Source organism: Nonomuraea sp. NPDC050536 (genome assembly GCF_044457685.1).
Taxonomy (GTDB): Bacteria; Actinomycetota; Actinomycetes; order Streptosporangiales; family Streptosporangiaceae; genus Nonomuraea.
Map to the genome: position 1 here is coordinate 333946 of NZ_JBITHD010000005.1, position 19107 is coordinate 353052.

Consider the following 19107-nt stretch of genomic DNA (forward strand, 5'->3'; position numbering starts at 1 on the left):
GAGGATGATCCACGCGGTCGTGACAATGTTCTACGACAAGCCGTAACGGTGTGATTACGACCCTACGAGCGCTTCGCCCGGGCGGCGGCCCGGCCGCGGATGGCGGCGTCGAGCACGACCTTGCGGATGCGCACCGCGTCAGGAGTGATCTCCACGCACTCGTCCTCACGGATGAACTCCAGGGCCTGCTCCAGCGACAGCTGCCGGGGCGGGATGACCTTCTCGGTCTCCTCGGAGGTGGACGAGCGCATGTTCGTGAGCTTCTTCTCCTTGGTGATGTTCACATCCATGTCGTCCGACCGCGAGTTCTCGCCGACGATCATCCCCTCGTACACCTCGGTGGTGGGGGAGACGAACAGGACGCCGCGCTCCTGCAGGTTGAGCATGGCGAAGGCGGTGACGGGGCCGGAGCGGTCGGCCACCAGCGAGCCGTTGTTACGGGTGCGCAGCTCGCCGAACCACGGCTCGTAGGAGTCGAACACGTGGTGAACCAGCCCGGTGCCGCGCGTCTCGGTGAGGAACTCGGTCCGGAAGCCGATCAGCCCACGCGCCGGGACCACGAACTCCATCCGGATCCACCCGGTGCCGTGGTTGGTCATGTGCTCCATGCGGCCCTTGCGTACGGCCAGCAGCTGCGTGACCGCGCCGAGGTACTCCTCGGGGCAGTCGACCGTCAGCCGCTCCACCGGCTCGTGCAGCTTGCCGTCGATGGTCTTGGTGACGACCTGCGGCTTGCCCACGGTCAGCTCGTAGCCCTCGCGGCGCATCTGCTCGACCAGGATGGCCAGCGCCAGCTCGCCGCGGCCCTGCACCTCCCAGGCGTCGGGCCGGTCGGTGGGCAGCACGCGCAGCGAGACGTTGCCGACGAGCTCCTTCTCGAGACGGTCCTTGACCATCCGGGCGGTGACCTTGGACCCCTTGACCTTGCCCACGAGCGGCGAGGTGTTGGTGCCGATGGTCATCGAGATGGCGGGCTCGTCGACGGTGATCAGCGGCAGCGGGCGCGGGTCGTCGGGGTCGGCCAGCGTCTCGCCGATCATGATGTCCGGGATGCCGGCGATCGCCACGATGTCGCCGGGACCCGCCTCGTCGGCGGGCTTGCGCTCGAGCGCCTCGGTCATCAGCAGCTCGGTGAGCTTGACCCGCTGGATCGTGCCGTCGATGCGGCACCAGGCCACCTGCTGGCCCTTCTTCAGCGTGCCCTGGTGGATGCGGCACAGCGCGATCCGGCCCAGGTAGGAGGAGGCGTCGAGGTTGGTGACGTGGGCCTGCAGCGGCGCCGCCGGGTCGTATACCGGAGCGGGGATCGTCGACTTGATGATGTCGAACAGCGGCTCGAGGTCCTCGGAGTCGGGCATGCCGCCGTCGTCGGGCCGATTCATCGAGGCGCGCCCGGCCTTGGCCGAGGCGTAGACGATCGGGAAGTCGATCTGCTCCTCGGTCGCGTCGAGGTCCATGAACAGCTCGTAGACCTCGTCGACGACTTCCTTGATGCGCGCGTCGGGCCGGTCGACCTTGTTGATGCACAGGATCACCGGCATCTTCGCGGCGAACGCCTTGCGCAGCACGAACCGCGTCTGCGGCAGCGGGCCCTCGGAGGCGTCGACCAGCAGCACGACCCCGTCGACCATGGACAGCCCACGCTCGACCTCGCCGCCGAAGTCGGCGTGGCCGGGGGTGTCGATGATGTTGAGGGTCATGCCGCTGTGCTTGACAGCGGTGTTCTTCGCGAGAATGGTGATGCCCTTCTCGCGCTCCAGATCGTTGGAGTCCATGACCCGGTCGTCGACGTCCTGGTTGGCGCGGAACGCCCCGGACTGCCAGAGCATGGCGTCGACCAGCGTGGTCTTGCCATGGTCGACATGCGCGATGATCGCGATGTTCCGCAGGTCGTCGCGGCTGTTCAAAGGCATAGTGACGTCTCGCTCTGTGATCGTGGGGGCGGCCGCGCGAAGTCGCGACATATCAATTCTACGGGAGGAGTGGCACCAGGTGCCTCTTGGCGAACATCCTGGCCTCCCGTTCTGTTCCCAGCGGAATCGCGGTCTCCGGGGTCAGCAGGAACGACAGGGCGAGCCGGATGAACATCTCGGAAACAGCCTCGGCGTCGGGGAAGTCCAGGTGCGCGGCCAGATACTCGCGCGCCACCCGCAGGTAGGGCCCGGCCTGCAGGGTCAGCTGCGGCAGGATCGTCTCGGGCTCGCTCTCCAGCAGCCTGCTGAGCAGCGGATGGCCGCGCACCAGCCGCAGCGTGACGACGAACCCCTCCTCGACCTGGTCGGCGAGCGTCGGCAGCGGTGACACCGCCCGCTCGAACTCGGCCAGGAACCGCCGCAGCTCGCGCAGCATCACGCCCTGGACCAGGTCGCTCCTACGGGCGAAGCGCCGGTAGACGGTGACGCGCGACAGGCCCGCCTCCCTGGCCACGTCGTCCACCGTGGTGCGGCGCAGCCCGTGCGCCAGCATCCGCCGGTAGGCGGCGTCCAGGATCCGCTCGGCGGGGTCGTCGGGCACGGATCAAGAATAGGTCCACCCCACGGTCAAGAACCGTTCACGTGTCGCTCAACGAGAGCTACATATCGTGATGCACATTTGTGCGCATGGCAGCCGCTCCTGGAGTTCCTACATTGGCGGCATGACGTGGACAGAGCTCGTGCTGGCCGCCGTACCCAGGCGGGGCGACCAGCCGGCCGTGAGCGACGTCAGGACAGGCGAGATGCTGTCCTACGCCGCTTTCAATAGACGGGTCACGCACACCGCCGCCGGCTTCCGCCGGCACGGGCTGCGTTACGGCGACCGGGTGCACCTCGACATCCCCTTCGGTGCGATGCTCCCGGTGCTGGCGCACGCGGTCGCGTGGGCGGGCGGCATCGCCGTCCTCAGACCATCCGGTACGGCGAGCATGCTGGTGACCCTCCGGGACTTCTCCCCGGGCCCCAAACAGGTCTTCACCGTCGAGCCGGTCCCGGGCGCGACGCCGTACGCCAAGCTCCTCAACGACCAGGCGGTGGAGTTCGGCCCGCTCGCGGGCCCCGCGCTGAGCCCCGACGGCGAGCGCGTGTTCGACAACGACGAGCTCGCCGCCGACCTGCGCAGGCTGGCCAGGCGGCTGCCGGTCGGCAAGGACGACGTGGTCCTCGCGGCGGTGACCGACAGGATGCGCGGCCTGCGGACCGTCGACCTGGCGCTGATGGCCGGAGCCCATGTGATCATCGCGCACGAGCCGACCCTGATCGGCTGCAGAGTGCTCGCCCAGGAACACCACGCCACGCTGGTGGTGGCGCCCAACGACATCGCCAGGAGGCTGCTGGGAGCATCGGGGCTTCGGGTGGTGGACGAGCGCGCGATCATCAGTTCCCTGGGACTTTGAGGCAAACCGATGACAGGGCGCGTCAAGTGCGACAGTGTTGGGGGAGGAGCGTGATCCTTCCGCAACCCTGGGTGAACATATGGCGGATGCCCCCCGGCACAATCTTCCCGCTGAGCCCAACAGGTTCGTCGGTCGCGAACGTGACCTGGACGACCTGGCCGGGCTGTTCGACGAGACGCGTCTGGTGACGCTCTGCGGCGTCGGCGGGATCGGCAAGACCAGGCTGGCCAGGCGGCTGGCGTCCAGGCTCGTGTCCGATTTCGCCGATGGCGTCTGGCTCGTCGAGCTGGCCAGGATCACCCGCCCCGAGCTGGTGGTCCAGGCGCTCGCCGCGGTGCTCGGCGTACGGGAGGAGAGCGGGCACCCGCTGTTCGACACCCTGCTGGTGCGGCTGGGCAGGGCCCGGATGCTGCTCGTGCTGGACAACTGCGAGCACCTGGTCGAGCGCTGTGCCGAGCTGGCCTCCGATCTGATCGCCCGCTGCCCGGACCTGAGGCTCCTGCTGACCAGCCGCGAGCCGCTCCGGGTGCCGGGCGAGCTGATCTGGCGGGTGGCGCCGCTCGACCTGCCCGTGCCCGGCAACCCCGAGGCGGAGTCGGTGCGGCTCTTCGAGGACAGGGCCTCGGTGCTGCCGCCCGGCTCCGGCCAGGACGTCGCCAGGCTGTGCACCGCGCTCGACGGGCTGCCGCTGGCGATCGAGCTGGCCGCGGCCAGGACCAGGATGCTGACCCCGGCCCAGATCGCCGACCGGATCGGCGACCGTTTCCGCCTGCTGACCGGCGGCGACCGCACCGCGCCCGCCCGCCAGCGGACCCTGCTCGCGGCGGTCGACTGGAGCCATGACCTGCTCGAGCCCAAGGAGCGGGTGCTGCTGCGCAGGCTGTCGGTGTTCGCCGGGCCGTTCGACCTGGAGCCGGCCGAGGAGATCTGCGCCGACGGCCACCTCATCGAGGCCGAGGAGGTCCTCGACCTGCTCGGCAGCCTGGTCGACAAGTCCCTCGTGCTCAGCGCGGGCGGGCGGTTCCGCCTGCTGGAGACCATCAGGCAGTACGCGGGGCGGCGGCTGCGCGAGGAGGCGGAGGACGAGCGCTTCCGCGACCGCCACCTGCTGGTCGTCCGCGATCTGCAGGTGCGGCTCTACGACACCGGGCTGGTGGCCGCCGACACGCCCTGGCCTGAGCGGCTGGCCTGCTACACCCGGGGGCGCGCGCTGCTCGACGACCATCGGGCGGCGCTGGGCTGGGCGGTGGAGTCGGGCAACGCGCCGCTGGGGATCCGGCTGTGCCTCATCGGCTCCAGCGTGCTGGAGCTGCGCGGCGACATGGGCGAGAGCGTCGAGTGGTACGAGCGGCTGCTCGCCCTCGACCTGTCCCAGGTCCCACCGCACGACGTGGCGCTGGCCAGGGCCCACCTGGCCTTCGGGCTGGAGAATCGCGACGAGCTGGGCCGTGCCCGCGAGCTGGTGCTCGACAGCGTGGCCGAGCTGCGCGGCGAGCCGTACGCCTTCGAGGTCGGCATCGCCTACCTGGTCGCCGCCAACGCGCTGCTCAGGACCGGCAAGGTCGACGAGGCCGTGCACTACATCGAGGAGCTGCACGCCAGGGCCGACGAGCACGGCGACATCTTCACCGTGGCGCTGGCCATGCTCGCCCTGTCGAGCGTGGCGATGAAGCGCGGCCGGCTGCGCGAGGCCCAGCGGCAGGCGGAGACGGCGCTGGCCGTGGCGGAGCGGCACGGCCACTACTGGGCCATCGCCCGCATCTACCAGCACCTGGGTGGCATCGCCGAGCAGCGCGGCGACCTGCAGAGCGCCCAGGAGCACTTCTCCGCGACCATCCCGATGCTGGAGGAACTGGACAACCGGGTCGAGCTGGCCGCCTGCCTGGCGCGCCTGGGCCGGGTGGCCGCGCTCCTGCACGATCTGCCGCTGGCCAGGGAGCGGTTGCGCGCGAGCATGGCGCTCAGCCTGGAGACCAGCCACCGGCTGGGCATGGCGCGGTGCCTGGCGGCCCTGTCGCTGGTGGCCGAGGCGGGCGGCGACCTGGAGGGCGCGGTGCTGACGGCCGCGGCGGCGACCGCGCTGCGCGAGACCATGGGGCAGTACTCCTCCAAGGCAGTCAAGGTCGACGAGCTGCTGGCGACCGCCCGCGCCAAGGTCGGCGAGGGTCACACGAACCTGCTGTGGGCCCGGGGCCGGCAGATGAGCCCCGAGGAGGCCGCCGAGTTCGCGCTGGGGCAGGGGCGCTCGATCGCCCCGGCGGCCGAGCGGGTGGAGCGCATCCCGCGTTCGGTGCTGACCTCGCGCGAGCTGGAGATCGCAGGCCTGCTGACGCGCGGGCTGTCCAATCGGGCCATCGCCGAGGAGCTGGTCATCAGCCCCGCCACGGTCGCCCGGCATATCGCCAACATCATGGAGAAACTCGGCTTCACGGCCCGCGCCCAGATCGCCGTCTGGGCCGCGGAACATGAGCACAAGTCTGCATAGGATTCTGCATAATCCGCCCCATGCACCCGCGGCGACCCCTGCCTACGGTGGGCCTCATGGATGTGCGCATCGTCATGGTCGACCCGGTGGGCGGGGAGCGCCTCACCGAGGACCAGCTGGACGCGAGGCTGGCCGCGGCCAGCGCCCAGCTGCGGCGCCGTGGCGTGCGCGAGGGCGACATGGTGCTCATCTGCCTTCCGGTGGGGCCTGATCTGCTGGTCGCCGTCGACTCGGTGATCGCCGCGGGGGGCACCGCCTGGCCCGTGCCCGCCGAGCTGGACTCGGCGACGATCCACGAGCGCATCCTGGCCAGCGGCGCGCGCGTGATGATCTCGGACCTGCCGCACGCGGTCGAGGCGGCCGAGGAATCGCGGGTCAGGGTCATCGTCAGCGTGGCCGAGCTGGGTGCATAAGCTCTGCTTCCATGCCCATCGCGCCCAGCTTCCCCGTCATGCTCAGGACCGAGGACGGGGTCCGCATCGACGCCGTGCACACCCCGTCCCGCGCCGGCGCGACCGGCGTGGGCATCGTGGTGGCCCACGGGTTCACGGGCTCATGGCGTGAGCGTACGGCGCGCCGCATCGCGCACGTCCTGAGCGGTTACGGCGGCGTCGTGGCCTTCGACTTCCGCGGCCACGGTCACTCCGGGGGCGAGAGCACGGTGGGCGACCTGGAGATCCTCGACGCGGACGCCGCCGTCCGGCACGCGCGCGTGATCGGCTACGACAAGATCGCGGTGGTGGGCTTCTCGATGGGCGCCGCGGTCTCCGTACGGCATGCCGCGCTGAAGCGTGGCGTGGACGCAGTGGTCGCGGTCAGCGGGCCCGCACGCTGGTACTACCGGGGCACCAAGCCGATGCGGCAGGTCCACTGGGCCATCGAGCGCCCGATCGGGCGGTGGGCGGCGCGGGTGGCCAAGCGCACCAGGATCGCGCGCGCCCAGTGGGACCCGGTCCCGATGCCGCCCCACGAGGCGGCCGGGCTGATCACGCCGACCCCGCTGCTGGTCGTGCACGGCGACGCCGACTCCTTCTTCCCGCTGGAGCACGCGCACCAGCTCTACGACGGCGCCCGCGAGCCCAAGCAGCTGTGGATCGAACCGGGATACGGCCACGCAGAGTCCGCAGCGACCCCCGAACTCATCCGTCGCATCGGAAAGTGGATCTCCTCGAACCTTTCCTGAGTAAAACGCGTCTACCTATGGCGGATGGAAGAAAACCGCCGGGAGAAAGTCCTTGGGGAAGGAAACCACCGCAGGTGGTGACCGTAGGACATACTTCATGTAGTCGGACGGTTGCCCAGCGTCGCGGGGGCGCGCTGGGCCATCCGGGCTCGACATCACCCCAAGGGCGGATATTTCCGCCCTTGGGGTGATACATCAGCCCAGCCTGGAGATCGTCTTGTACTCCAGGTAGCTGCTGAGCCCCTCGGGCCCGAGCTCCCGTCCCACGCCGCTGGCCTTGTAGCCGCCGAAGGGCGCGTTGGCCTCCAGCATGAAGCAGTTCACGCCGTAGGTTCCGGCGCGGACCTGGCGGGCCACGTCCATGCCGTGCTCGGCGTCGGCCGTCCAGACCGTGCCGGCCAGGCCGTAGTCGCTGTCGTTGGCGATGCGGATGGCGTCCGCCTCGTCCTCGTAGGGGATCACCGCCAGCACCGGGCCGAAGATCTCCTCCCTGGCGATGCGCATGTCGTTGGAGACGCCGGAGAAGACGGTCGGCGCCACGTACCAGCCGCGGTCCGCGGGCCGGTCCAGGCCGCCCACGACGACCTTGGCGCCCTCGTCCATGCCGATCTTGATGTAGCCCTCGACGCGCTCCTGCTGGCGCTTGGCCACCAGGGGGCCGATGCCGGTGCCCGGGTCGGCCGGGTCGCCGATGGGCTGGGAGGTGACCATGTTCGCCACCGCCTCGACGACCTCGTCGTAGCGGTTGCGGGAGGCCAGGATGCGGGTCTGGGCCACGCACGCCTGCCCGTTGTTCATCAGCGAGGCGATGGCCAGCATGCCCATGCTGGCGCCCAAATCGGCGTCGTCGAGCATGATCGCCGCCGACTTGCCGCCCAGCTCCAGGCTGACCCGCTTGAGCTGCTCGCCGCAGATGGCCGCGATGCGGCGGCCCGCGGCGGTCGAGCCGGTGAAGGCCACCTTGTCCACGCCCGGGTGCGAGATCAGGTGCTCGCCCACCTCGCGGCCCGCGGCCACGATGTTGAGCACGCCCGCCGGGATCCCGACCTCCTGCACCATCTCGGCCAGCAGGTAGGCGTCCAGCGGGGTCTCGGGCGCCGGCTTGAGCACGATCGCGCAGCCCGCCAGCAGCGCGGGTGCGAGCTTGGTCATCGTGACGAACTGCGGGACGTTCCACGGCACCACGGCCGCCACCACGCCCACCGGCTCGCGCCGTACCGTGGTCGGTCCGAACAGCCCCGGCCGCTGCTCCTCCTGCGCGAACTGCTTGCCGTACTCGGCGTAGTACTGCAGCATGCCCAGCGGCTGCGGAGCCTGCGCGAGCTGGGAGAAGGTGATGGGGGAGCCCATCTCCTCGGTGATCAGCGCGGCCATCTCGCCCTGCCTGGCCGCATAGACCTCGGCCAGCCTGCCGATGACCTCGGCCCGCTCGGCGAAGGTCATGCGCGGCCACGGCCCGTGGTCGAACGCCTCGCGCGCGGCGGCGACCGCGCGGTCCATGTCCTCGGCGGTGCCGTCCGGGACGCGGCCGACGACCTCCTCGGTGTGCGGCGAGATGACGTCGATGGTCGCGGTGCCCGCCGGGGCCACCCATTCGCCCCCGATGAACAGCTTGTCGTGCTGGCGCATGTCGTGAGCCTCCTGCTTGACCGAATGCTTGCTTGCCTCCGCGCCTTCCAAGCTGACCGAACCATGTTCTGTCGGTGCACGCAAGAGGGGTACGGCAGGCCTGCCGTACCCCTCCTGGTCGTGTCAGCCGAGCAGATGCTTCAGCGACTTCTTCATCAGATCGGCCCGCTGCTCAGGCGTGCTGAGCGCTTCGGCGCCGAATCCCAGGTAGACGGTGTTCTTGGTGACGATTCCCGCGCCCTCCTCGAACACCTGGTTGGTGCGGAACCAGTTGTTGACCGACGTGGTCGAGCCCTCAGGCGGTCCGGCGACGGTCCAGCCGCCGAGGTCCGACTCGAACGAGGTCTCATCGGCCGTCGCGCCGTCCAGCGTGACCTTGGCGTCGTCGAGGAAGACGCCCGCGCCCTGCGTGCCCCAGTCGCTGATGTAGGACAGCGAGAGCTCGACCTTCTTGCCCGCGTACGGGGTCAGGTCGACCTTCCACTGCTGCCAGCCGCTGGAGTTGCCGGTGGCGGCGTTCCACGCACCCGTGCTGCCGGTGGGCTCGCAGTTCGGGCCCTGGTAGTGGGTGGTGAACGGGTGGATGTTGCGCCAGTGGTCGCCGTTGGGCGTGGCGCAGCTGCTGCCGACGGACTGGGTGGTGTGCCCGTTGGCGTCCGGCAGCGTGGTCCAGTCGTCCTGGCCGACCGTGTGGGCCTCGACGGTGAAGAAGTCCCAGTCCTGCTCGGTGTCGTGCGACACCCAGAACGACAGGTCACCGCCGGTCTTGCCGGTCAGGTCGATGGTCTTGGTCAGCCGCTTCCACGACACGTCGGCGATGCCGCTGTAGACGTCGTAGGAACCGGTGTGCGGGTCGAACGGCGCCCCAGGTCGGTCCCACTTCACCGGCGCGGAGCTGCCGAACTGCGGGAACTGCTGAGGAGGCAGGATGGCGGAGGTCGCCACGAACGACTGCGTGTGGCTCTGCGTCAGCGTGCCGTTGAATCCGGCGAACGGTCCGCTCGCCCCCTTCAGCGGGTACGGCTGGCCCGTGTTCGGGTCGGTGCCCGCGTTGTCGAAGAAGACGTAGGCGCCCAGCCAGTACTGCTCGAAGTCGTTGAACACCGCGATGCACAGCGGGTTCGTGGCGTCGGTGCACTCGCCCTGCGCGGGATCGGGCTGGTAGACGTACGAGCCGTTGATGTTGTCCGCGTACGACGGGTACTTGCCGGCGTGGATCAGCTTGCCGCCCTCGTTGAGGTAGTCGCGCACGGCCAGTTCGGTCTCCACCCCGCCGCGCGAGGTGGTGCCGGGCACCTGGCCGACGCTGCGCGGGATGACGTCGTCGCCGGTCTCCCAGACGACGGCCTTGTAGTGGCTGAGCACGCCCAGCGCCGACGGCGCCGTGCGGCCGTTCTTGTCCATGTCGTAGACGTCGGTGCTGTATCCGGCGTCGTTGAGCGCCTTGACGTAGTCGCCCTTGTACTTGGCCTCGGTGGCGTTCTGCACCGGGCTGAGGCCGGTGACGTCCTCGGTGGCCAGCACCAGCACCTTGCCGCCGATGTCGTCTGACACCTGGTAGGTGAAGTCGCCACTGGTCTTGCCGATGGCGCTGAACCAGACCTTCACCTTGTCGCCGGGTTTCGTGCCGGTGATCTTGCCGCGCATCCAGTGGTAGTAGGTGTCGTAGCCCTTGCCGTAGCGCTGGCCGCCGTGCCACTCGCCGGTGAGCGCCACCCGCTCGCGGCCGCCGTTGATCTGGTAGTGCAGGAAGACCGGGCCGAGCTTGCGCTTGGCGTCGACCTGGACGACCTGCTCGGTGCCGTAGCTGACGTCGAAGGAGTCGAGCACGAAGTCGGGCGTGGTGTTGCCCAGGTGGCTGACCGGCTCGACCGGGTTCCGCGCCGACTTGGCCACGTCGAGCGCGAAGGGCAGGTTCTTCTCGAACTCCGCCTGCACCTTGGCCTCGTCGTCGGGGAAGACGAAGCCGCAGCCGTCGCAGCCCTCGTCGAGCTCGGTGGTCCAGGCCAGCGTGCCGTACGTGGCGTGCGCGTGGTCGGTGGTCTCGCCGTTGGTGGTGTACAGCTCGGCCGACAGCTCAGGGCTGAAGCCGGGGATGGCCGGGTTCGTCTTGGTGCCGCTCAGCGCGAGGTACACCGGGTTGTCGGCCGTCTTCGTCGCGAGCTGCCAGCCGATCGGGTAGAGGATCAGCGGGCCGAAGGAGTGGTAGTTGATCTGGGCCTTGAAGCGCAGCCGCTTGAGCAGGCCGTCCATCGCCACGGTCTCCGGCTCGCTCTTCGGAGCGGTGCCGCGGTAGGTCTCGCTGCTCGGGATCGAGGAGGAGCCCTCCTCGTCGTAGTGGAAGTTGGTGGGGAAGTTCCGGTTCGGGTCGACGCCGTCGCCGTTGGTGATCTGCCCGTCGCCGTTCACGTCACGCAGGTTCTTGCGCCACAGGCGGTTGCCCTCGGTGAAGGTGAAGTCGTAGCCGTCGGGGTTGGCCACCGGGACGAACCACAGCTCCGTCCTGTCGAGCAGATCCTTCAGCTGGGTCCTGTTGGCCAGCACGTACTTGAGGGTCCGCATGTCGACCTCGGTGGAGATCCACTCGCGGGCGTGCTGGGTGGCGGAGAACAGCGTGGCGGGTTTGAGCCCGTCGGGCAGCACCCTGGCCAGCGTGGTGACCTTGACCGCCAGGATGTCCTGGCCGCGCAGGGACTTGCCGATCGACTCCAGCTTCACCAGGTCCTTGTTGGCCGCGGCGATGGCCTTCAGCTGGTCGGCGATGCCGCCGGGCTCGGAGTACGACTTCCACACCGTGTACCCGGCCGTCGCCTGGGCCTTGGCGGCCTCGAGCTGGGTCTGGCCCTGCGGGTTGCGCACGGGCTGCGGCTTGTATCCGAGCTTGCCGAGGGCGTCCAGTTCGTTCTGGGCCGCGGTCAGCTCGACGTGCTCCTTGCCATCCTTGGTCTGGTCCTGGACGACGTCGAAGCCCTTTTCCTTCAACGTCTGGGCGGTGCCGGGTGGGCTGTCGAGCTGGTAGAGCTCGATGCGGTCGCTAGGAGGTAAGGAGGGATCCACGGACGCCTGGGCTTCCACGGCGACCAGGGACGTGCCTAGGCCGAGGATGACGGCCGCGGCGAGGACTAAAGGTCGAGACACGGTTCTGCCCCTTCGCAGAGTCGAGTTGTTCGAAATCTCGCCTGATGTCGCGATCTCGGCAAGGCCCAACTTTTATGCGGCCCTTATCACCCTTAAATCAGGCGATAGTTCGCCAATGGGGCATGAGTTCATCCGTTCGGGTGGCAGCCCTCAAGATCAACTTCTATAGTTTCCAGTTGGCCAGGAGGGGAGGACGAGCGTGCGATTCGGTCGCTTCGCCATATGCGCGGCAACCGTGTTCGGCCTGCTCGCCCTGCCTGTCCCGCCGCCCGCCGCGGCCGATCCCGACCAGGCCAAGCTGAGCCGGCTGACCAAGGAGGCGGCCCGGCTCAACAATCTGTACCGGGGCCAGATCCAGAGCCTGGAAGAGACCCGGTTGCAGGCCAAGAAGGCCAGCGATTCCGCCGGCGATCTCCAGGGGCAGCTCGACGACGCCCGCGACGACGTCAGCAACATCGCGCAGCTCGCCTACATCACCGGCTCGCTCGACAACGTCCAGCTGTTCGGCCTCGACCTCGACCCCTACAAGGCGCTCGGCCAGGCCGCCAACATGACCTACATGGCCGACGAGCGCGCCGGCCGGGTCCTGCACATCCAGGACCTGATCCAGGAGGCCGGCCAGGCCAAGAAGGACGCCGCCGCCAAGATCAAGGGTCTCGAGCAGGAGATCGCCAAGATGAAGAGCAAGCGCCGCGAGATCGAGCGCCTGCTCGCCAAGTTCGGCTTCCAGCAGCCCGGCGGCTCCGAGGGGCTCACCCCGCGCATGATCGCGGTCAGGGCGGTGATCATGCAGAACTTCCCGATGCCCTACGGCGTCGGCTGCCTGCGCCCCGGCGACCCCGGCGAGCACGGCAAGGGCCGCGCCTGCGACTTCATGATGTCCAGCGGCGGCAAGCCCGCCAGCGGCGCCGACGCCGACCGCGGCGACGCGCTGGCCGCCTGGCTGATCAAGAACGGGCCGCGGATAGGCGTCATGTACATCATCTGGAAGCAGCGCTACTACGACATCCGCTCGGGCGCCGGATGGAGGCCCATGGCCGACAGAGGTGGAGTCACCGCCAACCACTGGGACCACGTGCACGTCTCCGTGTTCTAGCCTCGGTACATGACCAGTACCCTGCGCCGCCGCCCCGCCCAGCGCCGCAGCGTCGAGCGGGTCGAGCGGATGCTCGACGAGTGCGCGCTGCTGCTCGACGAGATCGGCTACGACGCGCTCACCACCAAAGAGGTCGCGCGCAGGGCCGAGGTCCCGATCGGCACCTTCTACCAGTTCTTCCGCGACAAGCAGGCGCTGGTCAGGGCGCTCGCGGTGCGCAACCTGGAGGCGTTCCTCAGCCGGGTCACCGAGCGCATCGAGGCCGCCTCCCTGACGCACTGGACCGATCTGGTCGACCTGACCGTCGACGAGTTCGTCGCGATGAAGCGGACCACGCCCGGGTTCGCCGTCGTCGACTTCGGCGAAGTGCTGGCGGCGCCCGGCGGCCCCGCGCTTGCGGGCACGAACCGGATGCTCGACGCCGCGCTGGAGAACAACGCCGTGGTCGCCGACCGGCTGCGCGCGATCATGCTTCATCTGCTCGACGCGCCGCCCGTCGACGGGCTCGAGCGGGCGCTGCTGGTGTCGGTCGAGGCCACGGACGCGATACTCAAGCTCGCCTTCCGCGTCGATCCGGCCGGCGATCCCGCCCTGATCGCCGAGTCCAAGCACCTCCTGCGCCGCTACCTCGCCGACTACCTGCCCTGACCTCTTCCCGGTACGGCATGCCTCGGCCCGGGTCCGGTGGAGGTGACCGTACCGGCGAGGCTCGTCGAGGCGGGACAGCGTCACGTCGGTCACCGACGAGATCCTGGCCGCCTTGACCTGGAGGGCACTCCAGGTGGGATCCTGGGTGGCGTGAGCGTCTACACACCCGCCGAAGTGGTGGAGGAGACCGGTTTCACGCTGGACACGCTGCGGTACTACGAGAAGATCGGGCTGCTGGAGCCCGTGGGCCGCAACGCGGCAGGGCAGCGCAGGTTCAGCGAGCAGGACGTCGGATGGCTGGGCATGATCCGATGCCTGCGCGACACGGGCATGCCGATCGCCGCGATGCTGCGCTTCGCCGAGCTGGTGCGGGCAGGTGACCACACCATCCCCGACAGGATCCGCCTGCTGGAGGAGCACGACCAGCAGGTCCAGGGCCAGATCGCCAACCTGACCGAGCGGCAGAAGTACATCCACCACAAGATTTCCTACTACCGCAGCGTCCTCTAGCCTGCGCTTTGACGTCCGGTTGCTAGACCGGGTCCATGGCTGGACCCCGGGCAAAACGGATCAACATCCCGCTGCGCAGAGTTGCCCTGCTGTGCTCGGTGATGCTGTTCGCGGCGCTGGGCGACATCAGCTACATTCAGGCGTTCGGCTCGCAGGACCTCAACGCCGACGCCCGCAACCAGCGCACCCTGATCGCCCGGTTCGACCACCCCCGGGGCGACATCACGACCCGCGACGGCACCGTGATCGCCACGAGCCGCCGTACGGGCGGCGGGCCGTACGAATATCGCCGCGAGTATCCCGAAGGTGTGCTGTACGCCCCCGTGACCGGGTACGCCTCGCTCTACACCACCACCGGCATCGAGCAGGCCGAGGACAGCGTGCTGTCGGGCGACGAACCCAGGGTCCGGATGCACTCCCTGGTCCGCAAGGGCACCGTGCAGGGCGGGACCGTGCGGCTGACCATCGACGCCCGGGCCCAGCAGGCCGCCTACGAGGGCCTGGCGGCGACAGGGAAGCCCGGGGCGGCGGTCGCGATCAACCCGCTGACGGGCGCGATCCTGGCCATGGCCAGCTACCCCTCCTACGACCCGAACCTCTACGCCACGCTGGACGCCCACCAACTACTCCGCGACGACGCCCGGCTGCGCTCCGATCCCGCCCAGCCGCTGCTCAACAGGGCCGTCAACCGGACCTACGCCCCCGGATCGACCTTCAAGATCGTCACTGCGGCGGCGGCGCTCACGACCGGTGAGTACACGCCCGGCGACCGCGTCGACGGGCCAGGACGGCTGCCGCTGCCCGGGTCGTCGGCCACCATCCAGGGCGGGTGCGGCGGGCGGCCGCTGGCCTACGCGCTGCAGGTGTCGTGCAATACCGCCTTCGCCGGGATCGGCCTGCAGCTCGGCCAGGACACGCTGCGCGACCAGGCCGAGGCGTTCGGCTTCAACGCCGACGACCTGACGGTGCCGCTGCCGGTCTCGCGCAGCGACTTCCCCGCCGGGATGGACCGGGCGCAGACCGCCCTGTCGGCCATCGGCCAGTACGACGACCGGGCCACGCCGCTCATGATCGCCATGCTCTCGGCCGCCGTCGCCAACGGGGGCGTGCTCATGCGGCCCTACCTGGTGGAGGAGGTCCGCCTGCCGGACGGCTCGGTCGTCAGCCGCGCCCAGCCTTCCGAGTACCGCACGGCCACCACGGCCGACATCGCCGACCAGCTCACGGCCATGATGGTCGCCGTCACCCACCCCGGCGGCACAGGCACGGCCGCCGCCATCCCGGGCATCGACGTGGCCGCCAAGACCGGCACCTCCGCAGACACCCCGTACGCCCCCACGCTCTTCACCGCCTTCGCCCCCGCCGAGGCCCCCGAGGCGGCCATCGGCATAGCCCTCGAGAACGCCACCCCCGACACGGTCGCCCCCCTGGCCCGCCACCTCCTCGAATCCCTCCTCGACTAGCAAGGCGTACGGCGCGCCTCGGCGCAACGTGGACGGCGGGCAACAAGGGACGGGACCCGGGGTGCGCGGCTCAGCGCCGGGTCGGTGAGGAGGTGTACGGCGGAGCCCGGCGCGACGTGGACGGCGGGCAAGGGGGGCCCGGGGGCCACGGCTACGTGACGGCGTAACGGCGGCCCGCCCCGCATCGCCGGAGGAGCGTCTCCCTGGACAGGGGCCGGCCACGGACGGCGGGTGGCGGTGGGGGCGGCTCGCCGTACAAGCGAGAGATGTAGAAGGTCGTCAGCGGTATGCGGAGGCTTGGAGGGTGTAGAGGTCGGCGTAGAGGCCGTTGAGGGACATGAGGGCCTCGTGCGTCCCCTGCTCGGCGACCTTGCCGTGATCGAGCACGTAGATCCGGTCGGCATACCGCACGCTGGCCAGCCGGTGCGTGATCAGCAGCACCGTCCGCCCGTCGGAATGCCGTCTGATGCGTTCGAAGAGGGCGTGCTCCGCCCGGGCGTCCAGGGCCGCCGTGGGCTCGTCGCAGATGAGCAGGGCGGCGTCGCGGTGGAAGCCGCGTGCGACCGCGATGCGCTGCCACTGGCCGCCGGAAAGCTCGTGCCCGTCCTTGAACCGCCGGTCGAGCAGCGTCCGGTATCCGTGTGGAAGCTCGGCGATCACCTCGTCGGCCCCCGCGACGGCGGCGGCCCCGTGCAGCGCGGGCTCGCCCCGGTCGGTGCCCATCGTGATGTTGTAGCGGGCCGTGAGCGGCCAGCGCGTGTGGTCCTGCGCGATGACGGCGATGCCCCGGCGGAACGCCTCGGGGTCGACGTCGCGCAGGTCCGTCGAGTCCCACCGCACCGTGCCCTGGTCAGGCTCGTACAGCCCCGACAGGACCTTGGCCAGGGTGGTCTTACCGGACCCGTTCTCGCCCACGAAGGCGATCACCTCGCCCCGCTTGATCTCCAGCGACACCCCGCGCAGCGCCGGCGAGTCGGAACCCGGGTAGGTGAAGGTGACGTCCTCGGCCGTGATCAGCGAGAAGTCGGTCGGCGCCTCGACAGGCCGGGGCCCGGGCAGGCGCTCCGAGGCGTCGTGGCAGAAGTCCAGGAAGTCGGTGAAGTACAGCCCCTCCTCGTACAGCCGGTTGATGGCGTACATCAGGTTGCTCAGCGACGACTGCCCCGACCGGATCGCCAGCACCGCGGTGCCCGCCACGGCCAGCGGGATCGCGCCGACGGCCAGCAGCACGCCGAGCGCCACGTACACCAGCCCGCTGCCGAGCCCGCCGAGCCCCTCGCCGACGAGCTTGGCCACGGTCTGGCGCCTGGCCAGGCCGAGCATGACGTCCTGCTCGGCCCGCGCCACCGCGTCGTACATGCGCAGCAGGAAGCCGCGCATGGTGAAGGAGCGCACCTCGGCGGCGGGCTCCCGGTCGGCGAGCAGCTGGCCGATGATCCACTTGCGCCGGTTGGCGGGAATGAGAGCGATCATCGTGGCGTAGCGCATCCGCGCCGCCCGCACGGCCGCCCAGGCGTCGGGCACCACGGCAAGCAGCAGCAACGGCAGCAGCACGGGATGCAGAACCCCGAGCACCCCGGCCACCGCGGCCAGCCCGACCAGGGCGGTCCCCGCGTTGAGCGCCGTGGTCACCACCGAGTCGGCCATGGCCACCCCGCGTAACCTGGCACGCTGCAGCGTGTCGTGGAACTCGGGGTCGTCGAAGGCGGACAGCGGGACCTGGCTGGTCAGCGCGTAGAGCCGCTCCTCGGTCAGCCGCGCGACCTGCGGATCCAGGCGCGACTGCGCCCAGCCGGCGCCCGCCTGCACCGCCGTGCGCAGCGCGGCGGCCGCGGCCACCAGGATCAGGCTGGGCAGCGCCGCGACCACCCGATCCGGCGTGGGCCCCTCGCGGAACAGCGCGTTGAGCACCCCGGTCGTGGCCAGCAGGCCGAACGCGGTGAACACCCCGCCGAGCAGGTTGAGCCCGACCGTGGCGACGGTGTCGCGCGGGCTGGCCCGCCACGCCATCCGCATCGCCTGGCTCACCAGGAAGGGCAGCCGCCGGGCGATCGCCAGGAAGCCGACGCCGGCCAGCTTGTCCGTGTGGGCGTGCCAGTCGGAGAAGGCGATCTCCCCGAGCTCCAGAGGTTCGTCGGCCATGTAGGCCAGTGTGCGCGGCGCCACCGACAGTCCGGGGAAGAGCGGAGCCGCATATGCCCAGACCGGCTGGCCCAAATTGACGGTTGGCAATCGCGTGACGGGTGTAACACTGTCGGTGACGCATCCCCCAGCGGCGAGGAGTCTTTGACGGTGCCTACGAACCTGCCCACCGCGCCGAACGCGTTCGTGGGCCGCGAGTCGGACGTGGAAGAGCTGCTCCGCCTGCTCACCGCCGCACGACTGGTGACCCTGTGCGGCACGGGCGGCATCGGCAAGACCCGGCTGGCGCTGAGGGTGGCGCGCGAGGCGTTGGAGACCTTCAGCGACGGCGTCTGGCTGGTGGAGCTGGCCGACCTGGACGCAGGCGACCTGCTGGAGGAGAAGGTGGCCTTCGCGCTGGGCGTCGACAGGATCGAGGCCGTGGCGCAGGCGCTGGCGGGCGGCCGCCAGCTGCTCGTCCTGGACAACTGCGAGCACCTGGTCGACGCGAGCGCGGATCTGGTGCTCAGCCTGACGGGTGAGGACGTCTCGGTCGACCGGGCGGCCGAGCTGGCCGAGCAGTACGGTGACCGCAACCTCCGCGCGTTCGTCCTGTACACCAGGGCGATGCTCGCGCAGCTGGCAGGCCAGCTGCGCGAGGCGCAGCGCCACTACGAGAACATGCTGGCCGTCATGGAGGACGCCAGCGAGTGGGGCGTCGCGCAGGCCGTCATCGGCCTGGCCCAGCTCGCCCACGCCAGGGGTGACCTGGCGGGCGCGGTCGCCCACTACGAGCACGCCCAGCGCCTGCTGCACGCCCTGGACTACCGCGGCGACCGCATCCGCTGCCTGACCGGGCTCGGCAAGATCGCCATCGAGCTGGGCGACTTCGACACCGCCGGCGCCAGGCTCGCCGAGAGCCTGTCGCTCAGCACCGGACTCGGCCGGCGCAGCAACGCCGTCGACCTGGTCGAGGCCTTCACGGACCTGGCCCATCGCCAGGGCGACCAGCAGCGCGCGGTACGGCTGGCCGCGGCGTCGACCGCGTTGCGCGACCGCATGGGCGGCGCGCTGGCCGGCGGAGCGGGAGCCCGCATCGAGGACGTCCTGGCCCCGGCCAGGCGCGAGTTCGGCGAGGTGGTCGTGGCCAGGCTCTGGCGCGAGGGACTCGAGCTGCCGTGGAACCGGACGATCGAGTACGCCGTGTCGGGCGGCCTGGCCGTCTCCGCCCCGACGGCCGTCCACGTCCCCGTCGCCCCCGACAGCACGCTCACCGACAGGGAACGCGAGATCGTGGCGCTGATCGCCAGGGGACTGTCCAACCGGGCGCTGGCCGAGGAACTGGTCATCAGCCCCGCCACGGTGGCCAGGCACGTCTCCAACATCCTGGGCAAGCTCGGCTTCGCCTCCCGCACCCAGGTGGCCGCGTGGGCGGTCGAGCATGGAATGAACGAGTAGTCGACG

General features: G+C 70.1%; 14 protein-coding genes. 9 read left to right on the plus strand and 5 right to left on the minus strand.

Annotated features, from left to right (window positions below):
- Positions 1-62: 62 nt before the first annotated feature.
- On the minus strand, positions 63-1913 hold the full coding sequence (typA, locus tag ACIBHX_RS17550; protein ID WP_397068125.1) for a translational GTPase TypA: 1851 nt from the start codon (positions 1911-1913) through the stop codon (positions 63-65).
- 58 nt (positions 1914-1971) lie between these two features.
- Positions 1972-2514 carry a TetR/AcrR family transcriptional regulator gene (locus ACIBHX_RS17555; protein WP_397068126.1) on the minus strand — a complete coding sequence of 181 codons (543 nt, stop codon included), beginning with the start codon at positions 2512-2514 and terminating at the stop codon, positions 1972-1974.
- A gap of 121 nt (positions 2515-2635) precedes the next feature.
- On the opposite strand from ACIBHX_RS17555, the gene ACIBHX_RS17560 reads away from it, so the two are divergent.
- The 4 genes from ACIBHX_RS17560 (at position 2636) to ACIBHX_RS17575 (ending at position 7038) form a co-directional block, all read left to right on the plus strand.
- The gene (locus tag ACIBHX_RS17560) at positions 2636-3370 is read left to right on the plus strand and encodes an AMP-binding protein (RefSeq protein WP_397068127.1); all 735 of its coding nucleotides are present in this window, start codon (positions 2636-2638) and stop codon (positions 3368-3370) included.
- A gap of 79 nt (positions 3371-3449) precedes the next feature.
- On the plus strand, positions 3450-5855 hold the full coding sequence (locus tag ACIBHX_RS17565; RefSeq protein WP_397068128.1) for a LuxR C-terminal-related transcriptional regulator: 2406 nt from the start codon (positions 3450-3452) through the stop codon (positions 5853-5855).
- Positions 5856-5911: 56 nt separating this feature from the next.
- A complete protein-coding gene (locus ACIBHX_RS17570; protein WP_397068129.1) occupies positions 5912-6268 on the plus strand; it encodes an AMP-binding protein in 357 nt (118 codons plus the stop codon).
- Positions 6269-6279: 11 nt separating this feature from the next.
- Positions 6280-7038, plus strand: a complete 759-nt coding sequence (locus tag ACIBHX_RS17575; protein ID WP_397068130.1) for an alpha/beta hydrolase — start codon at positions 6280-6282, stop codon at positions 7036-7038.
- A 195-nt stretch (positions 7039-7233) separates the two neighbouring features.
- On the opposite strand, the gene ACIBHX_RS17580 is transcribed toward ACIBHX_RS17575, so the two are convergent.
- Both ACIBHX_RS17580 and ACIBHX_RS17585 read right to left on the minus strand, forming a co-directional pair.
- On the minus strand, positions 7234-8667 hold the full coding sequence (locus tag ACIBHX_RS17580; protein WP_397068131.1) for an aldehyde dehydrogenase: 1434 nt from the start codon (positions 8665-8667) through the stop codon (positions 7234-7236).
- 123 nt (positions 8668-8790) lie between these two features.
- Positions 8791-11805 carry a M14 family zinc carboxypeptidase gene (locus ACIBHX_RS17585; RefSeq protein WP_397068132.1) on the minus strand — a complete coding sequence of 1005 codons (3015 nt, stop codon included), beginning with the start codon at positions 11803-11805 and terminating at the stop codon, positions 8791-8793.
- Positions 11806-12004: 199 nt separating this feature from the next.
- On the opposite strand from ACIBHX_RS17585, the gene ACIBHX_RS17590 reads away from it, so the two are divergent.
- From ACIBHX_RS17590 to ACIBHX_RS17605, 4 genes are all read left to right on the plus strand, one after another.
- Complete coding sequence (locus ACIBHX_RS17590) at positions 12005-12901, plus strand: coiled-coil domain-containing protein (protein WP_397068133.1); 897 nt, start codon at positions 12005-12007, stop codon at positions 12899-12901.
- A 9-nt stretch (positions 12902-12910) separates the two neighbouring features.
- Positions 12911-13549: a TetR/AcrR family transcriptional regulator gene (locus ACIBHX_RS17595; protein ID WP_397068134.1), complete on the plus strand. Its 639-nt coding sequence runs from the start codon at positions 12911-12913 to the stop codon at positions 13547-13549.
- Between the two features lie 150 nt (positions 13550-13699).
- On the plus strand, positions 13700-14059 hold the full coding sequence (locus tag ACIBHX_RS17600; protein WP_397068135.1) for a MerR family transcriptional regulator: 360 nt from the start codon (positions 13700-13702) through the stop codon (positions 14057-14059).
- Positions 14060-14094: 35 nt separating this feature from the next.
- Positions 14095-15522 carry a peptidoglycan D,D-transpeptidase FtsI family protein gene (locus tag ACIBHX_RS17605; RefSeq protein WP_397068136.1) on the plus strand — a complete coding sequence of 476 codons (1428 nt, stop codon included), beginning with the start codon at positions 14095-14097 and terminating at the stop codon, positions 15520-15522.
- A gap of 279 nt (positions 15523-15801) precedes the next feature.
- Here ACIBHX_RS17605 and ACIBHX_RS17610 read toward each other — a convergent pair whose 3' ends face one another.
- Entirely contained in the window at positions 15802-17664 is a 1863-nt protein-coding gene (locus ACIBHX_RS17610; protein WP_397068137.1) for an ABC transporter ATP-binding protein, read from the minus strand.
- Positions 17665-17814: 150 nt separating this feature from the next.
- Here ACIBHX_RS17610 and ACIBHX_RS17615 point away from each other — a divergent pair, with 150 nt between their 5' ends.
- Positions 17815-19101, plus strand: a complete 1287-nt coding sequence (locus ACIBHX_RS17615) for a LuxR C-terminal-related transcriptional regulator (RefSeq protein ID WP_397068138.1) — start codon at positions 17815-17817, stop codon at positions 19099-19101.
- The last annotated feature ends 6 nt before the right edge of the window (positions 19102-19107 follow it).